Here is a 19,898-nt window from a genome sequence, read left to right as displayed (position 1 = left end):
TAAGAATAGGGGAGGGCATCATGGCAAAAGCATTAAGCGGGATTAAAGTTCTTGATTTAAGTCGGGTGGTGGCTGGTCCAACTTGTACTAGTATGTTGGGAGATTTGGGTGCAGATGTCATTAAAGTGGAGGGGCCGGAATTACTTGATGAAACGCGGGCGTGGTTTCCTCCTGATGTTGAAGATATCAGTTTATATTTTATGGCAGTTAATCGAAATAAACGAGCAATCACGGTGGACTTAAAAACAGAAAAGGGAATACAAATCATTAAAAAGCTTCTAAAGGAAGCGGATGTTGTCGTAGAAAATTTTAAAACAGGGACAATGGAGCGGTTAGGACTAGGATATGAAGAATTGAAAGCGTTAAACCCTAAATTAATTCACTGCTCCATCACAGGATTTGGGCAAACAGGACCTTACAAACATTTGCCGGGATATGACTTTATTGCTCAGGGGATGAGCGGGTTTATGAGTGTGAATGGCGCACCAGATGGTGAACCTACGAAAGCTGGAAATGCTATGGCTGATTTATTCACAGGTCTACATGCTATCATTAGCATATTAGCTGCTTTGCAGGCAAGAACTCATACGGGTCGTGGCCAGCATTGTGATATTTCTCTTTTGGATACCATGTTAGCTACAATGCTTAATCTTGCGACAGGCTATTTAAATACAGGGAACCTTCCAAAACGATATGGAAATCAGCATCCGACTCTAGTTCCCTATCAAAATTTTAAAACTAATGATTATGAGATTATTATTGCAGTAGGTAACGACAGACAGTTCCAGCGTCTTTGTTCCTTACTAGGGTTGGACGAGTTATCTCGTGATGAGCGTTTTTCAATAGCCAGCGCACGTAACATTAATAGGGAGGCATTAATTCCTCAAATACAAGAAGCATTGTTAACAAAAACGGCAGATGAATGGCTCATAACCTTCCAGGAAAATAATATTCCTTGTGGTCCTATTAATACCTTAGATAGAGTTTTTGAAGATAAGCAAGTACTCGAAAGGCAAATGATACAGGAAGTTGAACATCCACAAGTTGGAATGGTTAAACTTTTAGGGTCACCAATCAAACTTTCAGATACACCGGTCACTATTGAGAGGCACCCCCCTTTACATGGGGAGCATACTGAAGAAGTATTGTTAGAATTAGGGTATGATAAACAAGAAATTGAATCTTTCATAAATGAAAAGGTTATTTAAAATAAATTGCTTAGTTAACAACTAGATATCTCGTCCATAAACAATTGAATCACGTACCGTTAAGTTAAGGTAGTGTTTAGATTGCAATTAATACCATGTACATGAACAAAATGAATGTCGGAAAATGAATCGGTGATGAAAACTACTCATCATTATACATTCCTATCATCCTATGATGTTACACCCTTAAATAGACAACGCTTACAACGAAAGGGAGTTGTTTATCTTTTCCAACAAGAGCATATAAAGAGGCTGAATAAATAATTAAGGCGGTGTTTTATGGATAATGTTAGATCAGACCGGACTTGGATTGTAGTTTTCATCGCTTGCTTTTTAGGTCTAATGGTAGATGGCATGGATTTAATCATGCTGTCTATCACGATGCCTAGTTTAATGGAAGAGTTTAATATTGGTATTGCATCAGCAGGACTCATTGCTACATGGTCCTTAGTAGGTATGGGTGTCGGCGGAATCTGTGGTGGTTGGTTAGCTGATCGATTTGGCCGGGTAAGAATGGCGACCTGGATGTTGGTTCTATTCTCAATTGGAACGTGCGTACTTGGATTTGCCCAAACATATGAGCAATTTATCGTAATTCGTTTCATTTCTGCTATTGGAATAGGGGCGGAATATACGATCGCTACGATGCTTATGGCTGAATATGTACCTACGAAAAGGAGAACGACGGTCTTAGGTACGATACAAGCAGCATATTCATTAGGATATTTAGTGGCCGCTTTATTGGCGGGTGCAATCTTGCCTGAATACGGATGGCGGCCTCTATACTTTATTGCTGTCATACCTGTTCTTTTGGCCATTTATATTAGATTCCGGGTTCCAGAACCTCAAGGATGGAAAGAAAGAGCGCAAGCGCAAAAACAAAAGGGGAATAAGAAAAACGAGTGGGCTACAATCTTCAAAGATTCAAAAACAAGAAAGATTTTTATATTATGGGGTATTACTGCGACCTTCTTACAATTTGCTTATTATGGTGTTGGTACCTGGCTGCCGACATATATTGTAACTGATTTAGGTATTGATTTTAAAAAGATGACAGGGTATCTTGTAGGAACCTACACAGCTGCAATCTTAGGTAAAATCATTACAGGTTGGCTGGCAGATCGATACGGTCGAAAAACGATGTTTATTATTGGTGGTCTATCTACTGCGATTCTCTTACCAATCGTTTATCTTTACAATACACCGACTAACGTTATTGCGTTATTAACAATTCTGGGATTTCTCTATGGTATGCCATATGCAGTCAATTCCACATACATGAATGAGAGTTTTCCAGCACATATTCGTGGTACAGCTGTAGGAGGATCGTATAATATAGGTAGACTCGGGGCAGCGATGGCTCCATTTATGATTGGTTTCATTGCGGAATCTCAATCAATCGGGTTAGGCTTAGCTACTCTGGGTATTGCCTATGTCTTAGCAGCGGTGATTCCTGGGCTGTTTATCCGGGAAAAAATGTACGATCCATTTGAAAAGGAAGAAAATGCTGTTACTGAACAAAAAGAAAGCGTTAACAAAACTAAAACTATGTAAACCTTATAATAGTAAGCTTTTAATTTTAATCGTAGAAGAAAATTCATAAAAAATAGGAGGGGAAATGATGAACAGTCTTGTTGTAGTAGGTTCAGGCGTCATGGGACGTGGAATTGCTTATGTTGGAGCGGTAGGGGGCTTTAACGTTACGTTGGTTGATGTCAATGAAACTTCACTTAAAAATGCTGAAGCTGAACTGAACACTATTTTTGAAAAAGCACTTTTAAGGGGTAAACTTTCCAATGTACAGGAGCAGAAGGCAAAAGCTAACTTGTTTTATTTAACAGATTTACAAAAGGCGGCTTCGTCGGCTGATTTCATTATTGAGGTTGTACCTGAGAAAGCTGAAATTAAAAGAGAGGTGTTTGAAACAATTGAACAATGCGCACCAGCTCATTGCATTTTTGCAACGAATACCTCTACTATGAGTCCGACGGAAATTGCTTCCTATGCAAAACGTCCTGCTCAGACCATCGCCATGCACTTTTTTAACCCGGTGCATAAAATGCCGCTTGTCGAAATTATTCGAGGTCTTGAAACGAGTGATGAAACAGCGGAAGCTATCAAAAAATTGGCGGAGCAGATGGGGAAAGAAACGGTTGTCATTAATGAGTTTCCTGGTTTCGTAACGAGTCGCATCAATGCGTTAGTTGGCAATGAAGCTTTTTATATGCTTCAAGAGGGACTTGGGACACCAGAAGAAATTGATAAAGCGATTAAACTCGGCCTTAATTACCCAATGGGTCCCTTTGAGTTGGTAGACTTAGTGGGTCTTGATACACGTTTGAACAATTTAAAATATTTACATGAAAAGTTGGGTGAAAAATACCGGCCGGCTCCGTTACTGGAGCAGTATGTAAAAGCGGGTCGTCTTGGACGTAAATCAGGTAAAGGTGTCTATAACTATACAGAGAAAGAAGAGTTGATTGGGAAATGAGAGAAGTAGTGATTGTAGATGCTGTAAGAACTCCGATTGGAAGGTATAAAGGCACGTTAAAGAGTGTTCGGCCGGATAATTTGGGGGCTGCTGTCATTAAGGCACTTATTGAACGAAACCCCAATCTTCCTCTAGAACAAATTGAGGATGTAATTTTCGGGAATGCCAACCAGGCTGGTGAAGATAATCGCAATGTGGCAAGAATGTCAGCACTTTTGGCCGGACTCCCTGTCAGTGTGGGCGGTACAACGATTAACCGGCTATGTGGCTCAGGTCTTGATGCTGTTATGTATGCTGCTAGATCCATTGCGGTAGGCGAAGGGGATATTTACATTGCCGGTGGAACGGAAAGCATGACAAGGGCTCCATATGTCATGGCAAAACCGGAAAGTGATTTTCCGCGAGGTTTAATGGAGCTTCTGGATACAACGATTGGCTGGCGCTTTACGAATAAAAAGCTAGAAGAGATGTATGGAGCGGACTCAATGCCGCAAACAGCAGAAAACGTAGCCCAACGCTGTTCGGTGTCCAGAGAAGACCAAGACCAATTTGCGTTTCAAAGTCAGCAAAGAGCAAAACAAGCATTAGAAGATGACCGTTTTAAGAATGAAGTTGTACCGGTCCGTTTTACAGATCGAAAAGGGAATGAGGTAGTTGTCGACCGAGATGAACATCCGCGTCCGGATACAACGATTGAAAAGCTGAGAAAACTGAAACCAATTTTTGAAGGCGGCACTGTAACAGCTGGGAATGCTTCCGGTATAAATGACGGGGCTTCAGCATTACTGTTAATGAGTGAAGAAAAGGCGAAGGAATTCGGATTAAAACCTCTAGCCAAATATGTTGTCGGTGCAGTTGCCGGCCTGGAACCATCTGTTATGGGCCTTGGCCCTATTTATTCAACACGCAAAGTATTAGAAAGGGCAAATTTAGGAGTAGATGATATTGGACTTGTCGAATTAAACGAGGCGTTTGCTTCCCAATCTATTGAGTGTATCCGTCAATTAAAATTGGACCCGGAAAAAGTGAATGTAAACGGTGGTGCGATTGCATTTGGCCATCCGCTAGGTGCTAGCGGCGCACGCATTTTAACAACACTACTTCATGAGATGAAAAAGCAAAATGTCCAGTATGGACTTGCCACCATGTGTATCGGTGTTGGACAGGGCATATCAGCAATCATAGAAAACATTGAGGAGTAAAAAATAAGCCCTTATTAGCTTGGTCTAGTAAGGGCTATTCTTCTAAGAAAAGGAGAGATAATTTTCATGTCTAACGTTATATATAAAGTGGAAAATCATATTGCTTTTGTAACAGTGAATCGTCCAGAAGTATTGAATTGTTTTAATTATGAGACCCTTATTGAACTTCAGGAAGCAGTAGATGCGATTTATGCTAACCAGGACATCCGTGTGGTTATTTTCACAGGAGCAGGTGATAAAGCATTTAGCGCAGGCGTGGATTTGAAAGAAAGAAAGACATTAAATGAAGCGCAAGTAAGAAGAAATGTCAAAGCAATTCGAGATGTGTTTAACAGTATTGCGGGGCTTCCCCAGCCGACAATTGCCGCTGTTAATGGTTATGCATTGGGTGGAGGGCTTGAATGGCTACTTTCTTGTGACTTTGCCATAGCAGTCGAAGGTGTATCAGTGGGACTAACGGAAACAAGTTGGGCTATCATACCAGGAGCCGGCGGTACACAGAGGTTACCGAGACTTATCGGTGAAACAAAAGCGAAAGAGCTTATCTTTACTGCTAAAAAGGTGACAGCGGAAGAAGCACTTGATTTAGGCATTCTTGTGAAAGTGGTGCCGCGTACCGAGCTGAAAACTGTCTGTGAAGAATTGGCTGCAGATATGATGAAAAACGGTCCGGTTGCATTAAAACAAGCAAAATATGCCATCACTCAGGGAATGAATACGGATTTGCAAACAGGACTAGCCATTGAGGCAAAGGCATATGAACTTACGATTCCTACAGAAGACCGTGTAGAAGCACTTATTGCATTTAGCGAACGGAGAAAACCACAATTTACAGGTCAATAAGATTACACTTTTATTCATTATAAAAAGACAATATAGCAATAATGAATAATGCGGACAAAAGGCTTACAATTTTTCAGGACCTAAAACTAAAACGAAATTAAAACTGTACAGAGTTAAGAAGGGTACCCTATCCGATTTTAATGGTGATACCTCCTTAATTTATAAAGAAGAACCGGTTGGAGGGAATCTCCCCTTTTCGTCTCTCGATCGTTTGCGGATTTCTATCTGAGAGTTCCTATCGACTAGATACAATTATCAATTCAGATATTATTATAATTATTCGTAGGACAATGTAGCTACAGGAACACCTGAACAACTACATAATAACCAAGAGTATATAAGATTCTTTAAAGAAAGAGAAAATATGTAAAAGACTTGCTTGAGAATTTCTCAGGAAAGCGAAATTTACCATTTTCCACCGTCAGCCAGGAGAATATCGAAGCGAACATGAATATGGCAGCAGGGAAGGAAGAGTAACAGAGAAAAATAAAATGAAGAAAGGTAAGAGCACTAATATGCTCTTATCTTTTTTGAATAGTACTCGTTTAAAAAAAGCAGGATCAGTTTATCTGGCCCTTTATACTTAACAAATATGTTCGTCATACTCGGTTTTCAAGTAATTTATCATCTTTTGTTTTTGGTGGGAATAATGAAAGCAATTAAAATAAAAGGAAAAGTCGTCAAAAAAGAGAGGATTTTTATCATCGAATCCATAAGAATTTAAAAAATCCGAGATTATTTTTTCTTGATCCACTAAGTCGAACAATCCGGATACATAAAAATGATAACTGAATTTATCATATAAAAAAAGGTATCCTGTATCATCAAAAATATTTTTCACTGTTTGACCATCCAATTCTAACTCACTCCTTCCTTACCAATATACCTTTTTATCGATGAAATTATTCATTGCTCATCTTTCGGGGAATATTATTATATTTATTGCAGCGTGTTTTTTATACCTTCAATACATTAAAGGTATGAAATAAATGGAGGCAGAAGAATCGGGAACGAAAAAAGCACATCCAATAAGGATGTGCTTTCATAAAAGTATTATTTGTACATTTCAGCCACTTGCTTTTGCAATTCGCTATTTTCAAGGTACTCATCATAACTCATTTGCTTATCGACTGTACCTTTTGGTGTAAGTTCAATGATTCGGTTCGCTACAGTTTGGATGAACTGATGATCATGAGAAGAGAAGATCATAGATCCTTTAAAGCTGATCAAACCGTTGTTTAATGCCGTAATTGACTCTAAGTCCAGATGGTTAGTAGGTTCATCAAGCATTAGGACGTTCGAACCGCTTAACATCATTTTAGAAAGCATACAGCGGACTTTTTCGCCCCCTGAAAGTACACTTGCCTTTTTCGTTACTTCATCGCCAGAGAATAACATTCTGCCTAAGAAACCGCGCAGGAAGCTTTCGCTCTGGTCATTAGGAGAATATTGACGGAGCCAATCGACAAGAGTTAAATCGACGCCTTCAAAGAATTCAGCATTATCCTTAGGGAAGTAAGCCTGAGAGGTCGTAACGCCCCATTTGAATGAACCGCTATCCGGTTCAATTTCACCTGCCAAGATTTTGAACATTGTTGTTTTAGCAATCTCATCTTTACCGACAAATGCAATCTTGTCGCCTTTATTCATCGTGAAGCTAGCGTTATCCAATATTTTTATGCCATCGATCGTTTTCGAGATTCCATCGACACGAAGCAGATCGTTCCCGATTTCACGCTCAGGTGTAAAGCCGACATATGGATAGCGGCGCGAAGAAGGCTGTATGTCATCCAAGCTGATTTTGTCCAATAATTTCTTACGGGATGTTGCCTGGCTCGATTTGGACGCATTAGCACTGAATCGTGCAATGAAATTTTGAAGCTCTTTGATTTTTTCTTCTTTTTTCTTATTGGCATCTTGAGTCAGTTTAAGGGCAAGCTGGCTTGATTCATACCAGAAGTCATAGTTTCCGATATAAACTTTGATTTTACCGAAATCGAGGTCCGCAATATGTGTACAAACTTTGTTAAGGAAGTAACGGTCATGGGAAACTACGATAACAGTGTTTTCAAAGTTGATCAAGAATTCTTCCAGCCATTTGATCGCTTTTAAGTCCAAGTGGTTGGTAGGCTCATCCAGTAAAAGAACATCCGGTTTACCGAATAGTGCCTGGGCAAGTAATACTTTAACTTTGTCGCCACCGTTCAATTCAGCCATTTTCTTTGTATGCAGGTCTTCTGCAATGCCAAGGCCTTTTAAGAGGATTGAAGCTTCAGGTTCAGCTTCCCAGCCGTTTAATTCGGCAAATTCACCTTCAAGTTCGGCAGCTTTCATTCCGTCTTCGTCCGTGAAGTTTTCCTTCATATAGATGGCATCTTTTTCTTGCATTACCTCATATAATCTTTCATGTCCCATAATGACAACTTTAAGGACTTCTTCCTCTTCAAAAGCGAAGTGATCTTGTTTTAGAACGGCAAGGCGTTCGCCAGGCCCCATATGGACATCACCGGATTGTGCTTCAATTTCACCTGAAAGGATTTTTAAGAAAGTGGATTTACCTGCACCATTTGCACCAATAAGACCATAGCAGTTACCAGGCGTGAACTTTATATTAACATCTTCAAACAGTTTACGATCGCCATAGCGTAAACCAACATTATTTACTGTAATCATTTATTTACATTCCTCCAAAATACTTTTGTTTCAACGTGTCCAACACTTTGTTTCATTAGTTATACGCTGATTCACACAAACAGCAGTTTATGTCTAATAATTTTTTAAATGCCGTTCATTAAATTGTATCTTATTTCTTATGAAAATTAAAGGCAGATTAGCAAAAACAAACGTTTATAAGCAAAAATTACACAAGGATTTAATTTTGTTTTTAAATTGTTGCGTATAAAGTATGTTTTATTTTTTCATAGAAGAAATTTATAGGTATAAAGACTCATTACGCATCAACCTTTTAATTGGTAATATAGGTAACTGTAACTAACACGACAGGAGGATCATAAATGAGTGATTCAGTAGGTTTTTGGAAACGTTTTTTTGCAGGATTATTGGATGGCATAATAGTATCTTTACCATTAGCGATAATTTTCGGGTTGATTACTGGAGATTGGGAAAATGAAAACTTTTCAACGTTCTTCCACTTTCTTTACATGCTGTTTGTTCCGATATTATGGTATGGCTATACAGTAGGTAAAAGGATTATGGGAATAAGAATAGTAAGGATGGACGGCAAAAAATTAGGAATAGGCACAATGCTATTGAGGTATTTAGTTGCTGCTTTGGTGTATGCCATTACATTGGGGATAGGGTTTATTGTTAGTGCATTCATGGTCGGGCTAAGAAAAGACCATAGAGCGATACATGATTTCATAGCAGGTACATACGTGACATCAAATAAACCATGATTTATTGATAAGCAGTTTAATAGCTGTTTCAGACTGTAGGCAAACTTGGAGAATCAAGTTTGTCTATAGTTTTTTGAGGGTTTGTAAAAATTCAAGCGTTGATTGGAACGGAGGGAACTCGCTTGGCCGCGCTTTTCTAAGCAGGAGTCTCCAATCAACTTTGTTTAACATTTAGATAGCACTCCTTTTGAAAAGCAGTTAATAGCTGCTTTTTTTATTCGAAATTACACATTCAAACAGATATGATTTTTTCAGGAACCCTACATGGTATATTCATCAAAGGGAATTTTGCAGAATACTTTATTGGGGCTATTTTAAGAAATATTACATTGGAAACCACGATAGAATATTTTATCCATTAAAACAGTGGCAGTTAGGAACCAAAAAGCACTTCACCTATATGGTCAAGTGCTTTGGTTATTCAAAACCTCTTTATTTTGATTAATGATGATTTTATTTCTTAAAATCATTTCCTTATTATTAAGTCCAACATTTAGTTCTTTGGTATTATTCACCTTTTCCAGCAGTGATACTACAGATATTTCTAATAGTTCGGAGATAGGCATATTTGTTTTGGATGATAAAATTTCAAGTTCATGGATTAATTTAGGGGATAGCATTGGTTGTCTTTCATTTATTTCCATGACAGTACCTACTTTCTTATAAAAATTATTTAATTGTAATTTAAGTATATAATGTGAGTTTCCAATAAAATATTAAATTAGCGTTATTTATGTTAAGAGATGATGACAATTGTAGAAGAAAGGTATAATCGAGCACTTTACCCTCATGGAGTTGCTGATCATTCCCAGATAATCATGATGAGCACATATTATTGAAGCATTAAAGCCAAGAGAGTTGATTAGTTAAAGTCGTAGGAGAAACATTAAAAATTTGCTTGAAGTAAATTCCTTTATGGTATGGAGGGTTCGGCCCTCAGGATCATTCAGCCGTTTTTGATTCGGTTTGCCAGTGCCGGAATAGAAAAGCTCTTTTCTTTTCTTTTTGATGAAGCGTTTGGCGAGGTATAGATCCCACTCCCTGCACATACCATCTTCAATGATTTCCATGCCTTTTCCATTGACATCTCCGTACCCAAGGCTCTATCGGAGATAATTGCATCAAAGGCGTCTGCAACTGTAATGATTCGACCGAATAAAGGTATCCCAATCCATCATACCTTTCATGATGATGCCAACGCCCGGTCCCAGCTATAGTAATTCCCCGCCCATATTATATCTTTCTATGATGTCCGCGCCCCTTTTACCGGGGTCATCTTTATTTGATCGGATTCCTTTTCAGGGCGGACGGCTTTCATGGATAATAAAAAGTCAATTAAAGCCCGCATCACAGACATAATTACACTAATGATCAATCCCAATAGCACCAAGGTACCTGAAATGCAGCCTTTCCCAATATATAAATAAGATAACATGTAAGACGGAAGGTATGGTTGCCCCTAAGTAATGCAATATCAGGGTTCGTCTACTTGCTAACAACGGAAACTTCTGTGCAGAAGTATAGGAGGTTTAAAGGAAGAGCAGGGTAGGGTTCATTCGTTCCATGGTGCTTGATGGGTTTGACATCTTTTTGATATACAATCAATTCATTGCATATCATGATGTATAAAGAGGATAGTATAATTGTCATTAACATAATTGCATCGGATAATGTGATATCGATCCGATGAAATAGAAATAAACTTCCTATTCCTAGAATGGTAAAAAAAGTATTCAATGATTTTCCTCCTGAAAGCATTTTGGAAGCTCCTTCATAAGTCAACATATTATAGTGAAATTAAATCTGGAGTATTTAGTATATTCTGCAAATTTTATGAAATATCAGGGGAGGTAAAATTTCAACTATATAATTCTATGTCTCCAGATTTGTCAACCATTGGCTTTTCTGATAGTATAAATGTCCATTTCGTCTTAGCATCGGCATTTTAATGAGTTTGATAACTAAATAAGGAAGGGGAAGTGGTTTCATTGGGTAATCACCCTGATTTTGAACAGGAACGGCAGCGGCTGGATTTTACGAAACGTTATATCGATGTAGTCATCAAAACATCAGAAACAAGCAAAGATCAATTTCAGCGGAATATGAAAGAAGCTTTTGGCGATGCCGATTGGTCTGAATCAGGTTTATATTCACAGTTGCTGACGACGGCCAACTTTTTTGAGATGTCCAAAACCGAACTTGAAAGTTTACGCAAAGCAAGTAAAAAGCCCTATTTTGCAAGAGTGGATTTTGAAAGGAATGACGGTGATAGAGGAGAAGTCCTTTATTTCGGAAAAACATCGCTTTATCAGAGGGAAAGCCAAGAACAAATCATCGTCGATTGGCGATCCCCGATTGCAAACCTCTATTATGAGGGACGGATTGGTGAAATAGAATATGAAGCGGAAGGAGAGACATTCAGCGGGAACATCACTTTAAAAAGACAGCTAATGATCGAAGAAGGTGTCTTGGAGGAGATAAGGGACATTGATTTGACAACAACGGATGAATTATTGCAGGAATCCCTTTCCAAAAGTTCCAGCAATCGATTGACAGATATCATTACCACGATCCAGGAAGAACAAAATAAAATCATTCGTGCAGATTTGAATAAACCTATCATTGTCCAAGGCGCAGCGGGCAGTGGTAAAACTACAATTGCTTTACATAGGATCTCTTATTTCATTTATCACTATAAAGACTTGTTCGATCCGCGACAATTAATGATTCTTGCTCCGAGCCGGGTTTTCATTGATTACATATCTGAAGCTTTACCTGAATTGGGTGTCGAAAAGGTTAAACAATTCACATTTTCCGAATATGTTCAGGCAGCGATAGGAAAGCAAGTGAAGCTTGTAGCGGATGATAAATTAACTCGATTGCTGGAAAAGGATGATGAAGAAATTAAATCAGCCGTCTGGATATCAGGTCTGAAGGGCTCCCCTGTCTTTAAATATATATTGGACGAATATGTAAAGGATATTTTCAGGGGTTTTCATCCGAATGCAGATTTTTATTGTGATAAATATCGCCTCTATTCCAAAAAGAAGTTCATTAGATTATTGGAAGAGGATTATTGGTATTTACCGTTATACAGCAGACTAGACAAACTGAAGGCCATTTTACAAAATGAAGTGAAATTGAAAAAGAAAATAATGCTTGAACGTGTTGTTGACCTTTATGATGCCAAAATTGAAAAAGCTCTCTATAAAAATATTGATCCAGTTATTCGTAAGGATTTTGTTACAAAATGCCTCGATAAAAAGGAGGAAAGGATAGGTCAGATCCAAAAGGCGATTCGTACTTCCGTAAAAGGGTATTTTAAGCAATTCAAAAGTAAAGGTCTCCTGGATTACTATCAGGAGTTATACGAAGATCCGGAGCGTCTTGCCTCTTACAGCAACGGTAAACTTACTGTTGAAGATGCCAGTGTATTATGTGAGTATAATCATAAATTATTTTCTGTTAAAAGTTACGAGATGGAAGACTTAGGAGCATTATTATATCTTCATGAGCGGCTTTTTGGTGTCGATAAAGAAAACAAAGCAAAAAATGTCGTCATTGATGAGGCACAGGATTACAGCTTCATGCAGTTACAGGCACTAAAGACGGCAGTGGATACCGATATGTTCACTCTTGTAGGCGATCTTGCACAAGGCATTCATTCATACCGCGGACTTCAAACATGGGAAGAGGTTCACAGTCGTATTTTTCCTCGGGCGACGTATACCGAATTACAAAAAAGCTACAGAACAACTGTTGAAATAATGAAACAAGCTAATGAAATACTTCAGTTGTTAACATATGATTTCCCGGAAGTTGAACCTGTAGTCCGTCATGGCAAAGAGCCGGAATTCATTTCCATTGAAAAGGAAGGTTGGGAAGAAGAACTTATCGAACTTATTGCAAGTCTTAAAGAAGAAGGATTTAAAACGTTTGCCGTTATTGCTAAAACGATGAAAGATTGCAAACTGGCAAACGAGAAACTAAGGGGATTCCATCAAGACTTTCATTTAATAGATGAAGAGGGAAACATCCCTAAGGATAAAACGTTGATTGTTCCTTCTTATCAAGCCAAAGGTCTCGAATTCGATGTCGTATTTGCAATATCCCTGGAAGAAGCGTATTGCCATGGAAATGAACTTGATATCAAATTGCTGTACGTAACAATGACAAGGCCATTGCACAGGCTTTATTTTTTAGGTAATGAGAAAAATGCTTTCCTTATCGAGATATGAAAGAGAAAGGGTGGAGTGTAACCACCCTCCTCGGGATACGCTTACAAATGCAAAAGGATATCCTGAATATCTTCCCACCCGAAACCGACTTCGATGAGCTCGATGCCTGCCATTTTAACGGTTTTTTCAGCTATCATTTGACCGCCAAGGGCTTTGTAAAAATCGCATGAAGGATTATCCTTTAATGCCCAGATTATTAAATTCTTATGTCCCATTTCAATAAGCTCATGTATGACCGCTTTTATCATTTTTCGGCCGAGTCCCTGTCGTTGATATTCTTTTAAAAAGTAAATGGCATATACTTCACCTTGAAAATGCGCATCATTCGTTTGTTCAGGCCCGCCGGCAGCGAAACCGATGATTTCCCCATTGGCGTTTTCCGCTACAAAGGTGGCATTATGCAGCATCTTTAAATTTCTTAGCCAGTTTTTCTTTTTGGCTTCCAGATTCATGGAGGACAAATATTGTTCCGGGAGGATTCCTTTATAAGTCGTTTTCCAGCTGTTAATATGAACATTTGCTATTCCATTTACATCTTCTTCTATGGCTTTCCTTATCTTCATGAAAACACCTTCTGATTTCCGTTTTTCCCTAGAATATCATGGAAAAAGTGAATAAGCATATTATTTATGTTTAAAACTGCATGAGAAAGGATAAGAAATAAAAGAGTGATTCAACCAGATGAGGGGAAGGATGAGAAAGATGAAATTGAAAGTTAGTTTTTATTTTCCGGGCGGCAAAGAACTAGAGCATGAGGTTGAGGGCGACGACTCAACTCAAATGATTTCAAATATTCAAAAGCACCGTTATTATAATTTAGTTAAAGGCGATTGCCATTATGTCGTAGATACGGAAAAAGCAGCTTATTTTTCTGTAACGGAAATATTGGATTGAGAATAAACCGCATTGGACTTTTGTTCCATTGCGGTTTATTCTTTTTGTTGTAAGGGAAACCGGAAAAGGAGTATCGACAATGAAAATCAATTTTACCAAGAAACAGTATGAAACATTATTCAAAATGGTTCAGTACGGATATTGGGTTGCTTCCGATACTGAAGATAATAAAGAATTCAGTGAGATGGAACAGTATCTCAATTCCTTTGCCAAAGATTTCGGCATGGAAGGAGTACAGTTCGTGAAGGAATATGAAATTTTTGATTTAAGCAGGGAATTGGAGGAGCAACTTCATGAAGTCATAAATGAGTATGAAGAAGGAGTATTCAGGGATAAGCTTGCATACCATTTGGCTAGAAAAGAGTTAGCCGAGGAGTCGGAAAAACACGAATACAATCAGGAGGAAGCGTTTAAACGTATCATGGAGCTCGAAGAAAAATATCATCTTCATATTGAAGAACATGGATTAGTGAAATTGAAAATAGAAGAATAAAAGAGAGAGGACTTAATTTGTCCTCTCTTTTCTCATTCTGAGAAGTCATGATTTCCGTGTTCATCACGAATGTCTTCAACCACTTTGCAAAGGTTTTATACACCAGGAGTATGGCCTAATTTTTCAACTGTGTATTGGTAAAATGCAATGAAGTCATTTTGTGAAGCAAAACCTGCTTGTGCAGTCTGTTCGTTCCCTCCGCCTTTCCCATTATACGAACCGAGTTCAGCCCTGAAATATTGTCCGCAATGAAAGGGGAGGGCCCCACTGTGCGAAAGGATGACCTTTTGCTCCTTACGTGATGCTAATAATACGGTAACCTTTTCCTTTTTTACAATCGTACTTGCAAGGTAAAGGAGTTCTTTCATTGAGCTACCTTCGAAAATATGAGAGATGAATCCCCCTGCATTTTCTGCAAGCAGAGAGTCAGCAAGAAAGTTTGCATTTTCAAGTTTTAAGTTTTCATTTGCCGATAGTAGCTGCTTATAGTCATTCTCCAGTTTCTCCACCCTATTCAGAATCTCTGTACGTCCGGTATTGAACTTATTCGATAATGCTGAAAGAATTCCTAGACTTTCGGAATAATCGTTCAATGCCCTGAAGCCGCACTTAAAATAGAGACGGGTATGTTCTTTCTGCTTTTCCGTTTTGAAAATTTTTATTAAGCCAATCTCACCGGTACGCCCTACATGAGTTCCACCGCAAGGGTTAAATTCAATCCCTTCAATCTCAACAATACGGATATTATCTGAAAATTTAGGCATTTTGACGACAGGAAGTGTCTGTAATTGCTCGTTTGTCACGTAATAGATAAGTATTTCGCGATTCTCGATGATATATTGATTAACTAGCTTTTCAGCAGCAGCCGTATGTACTTCAGTCCATTGAAATCCTGACATTATATCGATCGTTAAATATTCTTTTCCAAGGTGAAAGCTGACCGTATTAGAGTCGAACAGTTCCCTGCAGACAGCAGAGAGTAAATGCTGGCCGCTATGCTGTTGCATATGATCGAAGCGGCGGGACCAATCAAGTTCACAATGAACGATTTCTGAATCTGGCCTTCTCTCCGTCTTATGCAGAATCTTTCCATCATTGCCTTTTTTAACGTCAAGAACGGTGATTCCTTCTATTAAACCAGTATCTGCAGGCTGACCGCCCCCTTCGGGATAAAACGCGGTTTCTTCAAGCGTGATGTAGTAAAAGCCATCTTCTTCAAAGCTCTCCTGAATTTTGGTCTCCCATTGGGAAGTCTTGGTGGATGTATAATACAATTTTTTTGTCATGAATGATTACTTTTTCCTTTCTGTTGATCATTTAATTATATCATCGAAATACCTGAGTATGAAATTGCGGATTTAGAAGATAAGTCAGGTAAATAAGTAAACTTTATGACAAATGTTAAATAAATTGTGCTTAGCGGAACTGCTAAAATATGAATTGATGGACAGTGGCTTCCACGTCAACTATTTCAAAAGTGGTAAAAAGGCATTTCAAAAGCTAAAAACCTCACCTCCGGATGCCATTGTAATGGATATCCTTCTTGAAGAGGGAGAGACGGAAGGCTGGACGATCCTGAGGGAATTAAAAGGATTTGCTGACTTGAATGAGATTCCCGTTTTTGTATCGACCGTACTTGAAGAAGGGAGAAGGGTTTTCCTTGGGAGCTAAGGATTATTTAGTTAAACCATATAAACCGAGCCAATTATCCAAAGTGATCATGCATACCTTGTTAAGTAACGGTAAATAAGGGCAGATTCTGAACCCTAAGGCACTCCATGAAGAACAAGGGTTAAAAAATAAAAAAACGTAATAGGTATACAGAACAACAAAAAAATGATAAATTCAAATATGTTGGAAAAATAAATAATTGGGTACAATTGTAGGTAAAGGTAAGTTACAGGAGGATTTTTATTCATGCAAAAAATTCAGGCCGGCATGGCTGTAGAGTTAGAAGTGGAACGTAAGGCTGATTTCGGATGGTTTTTAACGGATGGTTCAGAAGATGTCTTACTTCATCATAATGAAATGAATGAAGGAACGGAACTTGAGATTGGCGATGAAGTAACTGTGTTCATCTACCATGACAAACAAGCAAGGCTAACAGCGACAATGAAGATACCCGAAATTCAGATTGATCGATATGGCTGGGCAGAAGTTGTCAATGTGAAAAGGAAACTGGGTGTTTTTGTGGACATCGGTCTTTCCAAAGATATTCTTGTATCCCTGGATGACCTTCCGAATATAGATCGCTTATGGCCTGAGGTTGGTGATCGTTTATATGTATCCCTGAAGACAGATCGTCATGATCGTCTGTTTGGTAAACTTGCAACGGAAGATGTAATTCAGGAGATTGCAGTGACAGCTCCTTTAAAAGGAGTGCGAAACACCAGTATTAAGGGAAATGTCTATCGTTTGCTTATGGTTGGATCTTTCTTTATTTCACAAGAAGGGTACCGCTGTTTCATTCACGAAAGTGAACGCAAGGAGGAGCCCCGTCTTGGTGAATTAGTTGAAGGGCGCGTCATTGATAGTAAAGAAGATGGAACGCTTAATGTTTCATTAATTCCTTTTAAACAAGATTTAATGGGGGAAGATGCTGATGTCATTTTCACTTATTTAATGAATCGCGGCGGTGCAATGCCTTATGGTGACAAAACGCCACCTGATGATATTAAATTTCACTTCGGTTTGAGCAAGGGAGCGTTCAAGCGTGCTCTCGGCAAACTGATGAAGGAAGAAAAGATTTACCAGGAAGATGGATGGACATATTCTTCAGACCGTAAATGAAAAAAGCAGCGGATTTTCTCCGCTGCTTTTTTCATCTGAATTTCATTAAAAGAACTTCTTTTTACCTTTTTCTTCTTTTAAAATCTCCACAGCTTCCCTGAACCTCATCGAATGTACGATTTCCCTCTCGCGCAAAAATCTGAGTGAATCATTGATATCCGGATCATCCGAGATGTCAATTAACCACTGGTAGGTTGCTCTGGCCTTCTCTTCAGCGGCAATATCTTCATATAAATCAGCAATGGGATCGCCTTTAGCTTGAATATATGTGGCAGTCCACGGATTTCCTGCCGCGTTTTGATAAAAAAGAGCACTATCATGATTGACATAATGTTCACCTAGGCCGGCTGCTGCCATCTGCTGGGGGGTAGCGTCTTTTGTAAGTTTATAAATCATCGTGGCGATCATTTCCAGATGGGCAAATTCTTCCGTTCCGATATCCGTTAGCAGGCCAATCACTTTATCGGGAATTGTATATCGTTGATTTAGGTATCGGAGCGCTGCAGCTAATTCACCATCAGCACCCCCATATTGCTCTATCAAATATTTAGCCAATCGAGGATTACAGTCTCTGACTTTAACTGGATATTGCAGCTTCTTTTCATAAACCCACATAGAAATCTCTCCTTATACCTGCCAGGGCCATGGGCCTTGGCCCCATTCCCATTTATTTTCACCGCCTGAACTGTTTCCGAATCCCAATAATGGACCATATTTAGGCTCAAAAACCGATTTCAATTGTTTGGAATATTCATGGAATTGATTGAATTGCTGTAAAGCCTGCTGGTCGTTAGGATGTGTATCCAGATAATGAGTCAACTCGACCAGTACGAAATCGGCAGCCTGGATTTGCTCAAGCAACTGATAATATTCATCATCCAGTTTATTTTTCATTTACGTCTCCCTTTCCCGGTATGGATTATCATAAAAATCATAAAAGAATTTCCAAAGTGTCCCGTATTTCAAAGCTTCTTCTGGTGTGAACTGCTCCAAATTCGGCGGTTGAAAATTAATATACAAATTAGGAGGTGTCCTGTAGTACTTTCTCCCAATTGGCGGGCAAGGATCGAATTTACTATGGAAAGGTTTATATGACTTAACTAAGGTAAAAGTCTTTTCCCGAGTCACAAAAATACCTCCTTTGTAAAGATATAGCCTTTTAATTTTTATGCTTGGTAAAGCATAATATGACTCCCTTGGTCAGGAAAGGAAATTATCTGGAAAATGATGTTTTTTCAGAATATTATAAAATCTTGTTATAGTCTCGTTATCTTACTGTGATGTTTGTCATCTATTCTTTATCTGTTTGTTCTTTGAATAGAAAAAAACTATGTTAAGATTTAACTCGTAGCTTATAAAGCAGCTCACAAGGAGGTAACAACATATGAAAAAATCAATCTTATCGTTAGCGGCAGCGGCTGCAATATCCGGTGCATTTACAATTCCGGTACAAGCAGAAGATGTCAAAGTGAAAGATGGAGACACATTATGGGGGATATCTCAAACGTATAAAGTATCAATAGAAGATATTAAGTCTTGGAACGATTTATCTTCAGACACGATTTATGCAGGGGAAAACATACATATTTCTCAAGAGGAGCACCATAAAGTCAAGTCTGGGGATACCTTATCGGAAATTGCAGACAAATATGATGTAGCAGTAAAGGATATTAAATCTTGGAACGGTTTAAATTCAGATACAATTCGTCCTGGCCAGAAACTGGTCATTAAACCGGCGGCTAACAAAGTCGAAGCTGCGAGTGTAGGGCCTGCGCAGGAATCAGAGCAAGCTGCCCCGGCAGAACAACCGGAACCAGCAGAACAATCAAAGCCAGTGGAACAATCGAAACCAGCAGAACAAACAAAGCCGGTTGAACAATCGGAACCAGCAGAATCATCAGAGAAAGCAGACACAAACAATGAATCCAGCAATCAAGCAGGAATCGAAAAAGAAATCACTGTTAGAGCAACTGCTTATACGGCTAGCTGTCAAGGATGTAGCGGTACAACAGCTACAGGAGTTGACTTGAAAGCCAACCCGAATGCAAAAGTGATTTCCGTAGACCCATCAGTCATTCCACTTGGATCAAAAGTCTATGTCGAAGGTTACGGCTACGCGACGGCTGCAGATACTGGCAGTGCCATCAAAGGAAATAGAGTGGACATCTTTATTCCTAATGAACAAGATGCTAATAATTGGGGCGTTAAAAACGTCAAAGTTCAAATCCTGAATTAATTAAACCATACAAAACATGTTTATATATTGAAAAAAGTAGACACAGACATAATGTGTCTGCTTTTTTTGTCCTTTTGGTTCACGGGA

The 19,898-nt window shown here is 38.8% G+C and carries 22 protein-coding genes; 12 read left to right on the top strand and 10 right to left on the bottom strand.

What is annotated here, in order from left to right; translation table 11 throughout:
- Positions 1-20: 20 nt before the first annotated feature.
- From J7J00_RS02020 to J7J00_RS02000, 5 genes are all read left to right on the top strand, one after another.
- A complete protein-coding gene (locus J7J00_RS02020; RefSeq protein ID WP_214787029.1) occupies positions 21-1,208 on the top strand; it encodes a CaiB/BaiF CoA transferase family protein in 1,188 nt (395 codons plus the stop codon).
- Positions 1,209-1,487: 279 nt separating this feature from the next.
- Complete coding sequence (locus tag J7J00_RS02015; RefSeq protein ID WP_214787027.1) at positions 1,488-2,762, top strand: MFS transporter; 1,275 nt, start codon at positions 1,488-1,490, stop codon at positions 2,760-2,762.
- A 64-nt stretch (positions 2,763-2,826) separates the two neighbouring features.
- Complete coding sequence (locus J7J00_RS02010) at positions 2,827-3,699, top strand: 3-hydroxyacyl-CoA dehydrogenase (RefSeq protein WP_214787025.1); 873 nt, start codon at positions 2,827-2,829, stop codon at positions 3,697-3,699.
- Positions 3,696-4,901 (top strand): acetyl-CoA C-acyltransferase, encoded by a 1,206-nt coding sequence (locus tag J7J00_RS02005; RefSeq protein WP_214787023.1) that lies wholly within the window; start codon positions 3,696-3,698, stop codon positions 4,899-4,901. Before J7J00_RS02010 ends, J7J00_RS02005 begins: the two co-directional genes overlap by 4 nt.
- Before the next feature lie 66 nt (positions 4,902-4,967).
- The gene (locus J7J00_RS02000; RefSeq protein WP_214787022.1) at positions 4,968-5,744 is read left to right on the top strand and encodes an enoyl-CoA hydratase-related protein; all 777 of its coding nucleotides are present in this window, start codon (positions 4,968-4,970) and stop codon (positions 5,742-5,744) included.
- 1,053 nt (positions 5,745-6,797) lie between these two features.
- Here the strand turns inward: J7J00_RS02000 and J7J00_RS01995 are convergent.
- Positions 6,798-8,417 (bottom strand): ABC-F family ATP-binding cassette domain-containing protein, encoded by a 1,620-nt coding sequence (locus J7J00_RS01995; RefSeq protein ID WP_214787020.1) that lies wholly within the window; start codon positions 8,415-8,417, stop codon positions 6,798-6,800.
- A gap of 341 nt (positions 8,418-8,758) precedes the next feature.
- Here J7J00_RS01995 and J7J00_RS01990 point away from each other — a divergent pair, with 341 nt between their 5' ends.
- Entirely contained in the window at positions 8,759-9,160 is a 402-nt protein-coding gene (locus tag J7J00_RS01990) for an RDD family protein (RefSeq protein WP_214787018.1), read from the top strand.
- 404 nt (positions 9,161-9,564) lie between these two features.
- On the opposite strand, the gene J7J00_RS01985 is transcribed toward J7J00_RS01990, so the two are convergent.
- From J7J00_RS01985 to J7J00_RS01970, 4 genes are all read right to left on the bottom strand, one after another.
- Positions 9,565-9,804 carry a hypothetical protein gene (locus J7J00_RS01985; RefSeq protein ID WP_063234466.1) on the bottom strand — a complete coding sequence of 80 codons (240 nt, stop codon included), beginning with the start codon at positions 9,802-9,804 and terminating at the stop codon, positions 9,565-9,567.
- A gap of 222 nt (positions 9,805-10,026) precedes the next feature.
- Positions 10,027-10,230, bottom strand: coding sequence for a hypothetical protein (locus J7J00_RS01980; protein WP_214787016.1), 204 nt, complete (start codon positions 10,228-10,230; stop codon positions 10,027-10,029).
- A 173-nt stretch (positions 10,231-10,403) separates the two neighbouring features.
- Positions 10,404-10,595: a hypothetical protein gene (locus J7J00_RS01975; RefSeq protein WP_214787014.1), complete on the bottom strand. Its 192-nt coding sequence runs from the start codon at positions 10,593-10,595 to the stop codon at positions 10,404-10,406.
- A 50-nt stretch (positions 10,596-10,645) separates the two neighbouring features.
- Positions 10,646-10,897, bottom strand: coding sequence for a hypothetical protein (locus J7J00_RS01970; protein WP_214787012.1), 252 nt, complete (start codon positions 10,895-10,897; stop codon positions 10,646-10,648).
- Between the two features lie 251 nt (positions 10,898-11,148).
- On the opposite strand from J7J00_RS01970, the gene J7J00_RS01965 reads away from it, so the two are divergent.
- Positions 11,149-13,398 (top strand): HelD family protein, encoded by a 2,250-nt coding sequence (locus J7J00_RS01965; protein WP_286201140.1) that lies wholly within the window; start codon positions 11,149-11,151, stop codon positions 13,396-13,398.
- A gap of 41 nt (positions 13,399-13,439) precedes the next feature.
- On the opposite strand, the gene J7J00_RS01960 is transcribed toward J7J00_RS01965, so the two are convergent.
- On the bottom strand, positions 13,440-13,961 hold the full coding sequence (locus tag J7J00_RS01960; RefSeq protein WP_214787008.1) for a GNAT family N-acetyltransferase: 522 nt from the start codon (positions 13,959-13,961) through the stop codon (positions 13,440-13,442).
- 139 nt (positions 13,962-14,100) lie between these two features.
- Between J7J00_RS01960 and J7J00_RS01955 the strand changes: the two genes are divergently transcribed.
- Both J7J00_RS01955 and J7J00_RS01950 read left to right on the top strand, forming a co-directional pair.
- Positions 14,101-14,292 (top strand): hypothetical protein, encoded by a 192-nt coding sequence (locus tag J7J00_RS01955; RefSeq protein ID WP_098369411.1) that lies wholly within the window; start codon positions 14,101-14,103, stop codon positions 14,290-14,292.
- 79 nt (positions 14,293-14,371) lie between these two features.
- The gene (locus tag J7J00_RS01950; RefSeq protein WP_214787006.1) at positions 14,372-14,785 is read left to right on the top strand and encodes a hypothetical protein; all 414 of its coding nucleotides are present in this window, start codon (positions 14,372-14,374) and stop codon (positions 14,783-14,785) included.
- A 95-nt stretch (positions 14,786-14,880) separates the two neighbouring features.
- On the opposite strand, the gene J7J00_RS01945 is transcribed toward J7J00_RS01950, so the two are convergent.
- Positions 14,881-16,071, bottom strand: a complete 1,191-nt coding sequence (locus J7J00_RS01945) for an alanyl-tRNA editing protein (RefSeq protein WP_214787004.1) — start codon at positions 16,069-16,071, stop codon at positions 14,881-14,883.
- Positions 16,072-16,183: 112 nt separating this feature from the next.
- On the opposite strand from J7J00_RS01945, the gene J7J00_RS01940 reads away from it, so the two are divergent.
- Both J7J00_RS01940 and J7J00_RS01935 read left to right on the top strand, forming a co-directional pair.
- Positions 16,184-16,456 (top strand): response regulator, encoded by a 273-nt coding sequence (locus J7J00_RS01940; RefSeq protein ID WP_214787002.1) that lies wholly within the window; start codon positions 16,184-16,186, stop codon positions 16,454-16,456.
- A 246-nt stretch (positions 16,457-16,702) separates the two neighbouring features.
- Positions 16,703-17,575, top strand: coding sequence for a CvfB family protein (locus J7J00_RS01935; RefSeq protein WP_214787000.1), 873 nt, complete (start codon positions 16,703-16,705; stop codon positions 17,573-17,575).
- Positions 17,576-17,620: 45 nt separating this feature from the next.
- On the opposite strand, the gene cotJC is transcribed toward J7J00_RS01935, so the two are convergent.
- From cotJC to J7J00_RS01920, 3 genes are read right to left on the bottom strand one after another with little or no spacing between them, the layout of a single operon-like run.
- Positions 17,621-18,190 (bottom strand): spore coat protein CotJC, encoded by a 570-nt coding sequence (gene cotJC, locus J7J00_RS01930; protein WP_214786998.1) that lies wholly within the window; start codon positions 18,188-18,190, stop codon positions 17,621-17,623.
- 12 nt (positions 18,191-18,202) lie between these two features.
- On the bottom strand, positions 18,203-18,469 hold the full coding sequence (locus J7J00_RS01925) for a spore coat protein CotJB (RefSeq protein WP_214786996.1): 267 nt from the start codon (positions 18,467-18,469) through the stop codon (positions 18,203-18,205).
- Positions 18,470-18,703 carry a spore coat associated protein CotJA gene (locus J7J00_RS01920; RefSeq protein WP_063234475.1) on the bottom strand — a complete coding sequence of 78 codons (234 nt, stop codon included), beginning with the start codon at positions 18,701-18,703 and terminating at the stop codon, positions 18,470-18,472.
- Positions 18,704-18,959: 256 nt separating this feature from the next.
- Here J7J00_RS01920 and J7J00_RS01915 point away from each other — a divergent pair, with 256 nt between their 5' ends.
- Positions 18,960-19,811, top strand: a complete 852-nt coding sequence (locus J7J00_RS01915) for a LysM peptidoglycan-binding domain-containing protein (protein WP_214786994.1) — start codon at positions 18,960-18,962, stop codon at positions 19,809-19,811.
- The last annotated feature ends 87 nt before the right edge of the window (positions 19,812-19,898 follow it).

It is taken from the genome of Bacillus sp. ISL-4 (genome assembly GCF_018613275.1).
Classification (GTDB): Bacteria; Bacillota; Bacilli; order Bacillales; family DSM-1321; genus Peribacillus; species Peribacillus simplex_E.
Note: the sequence above shows the minus strand (reverse complement) of the source record. Positions and strands in the feature narration are given on the sequence as shown.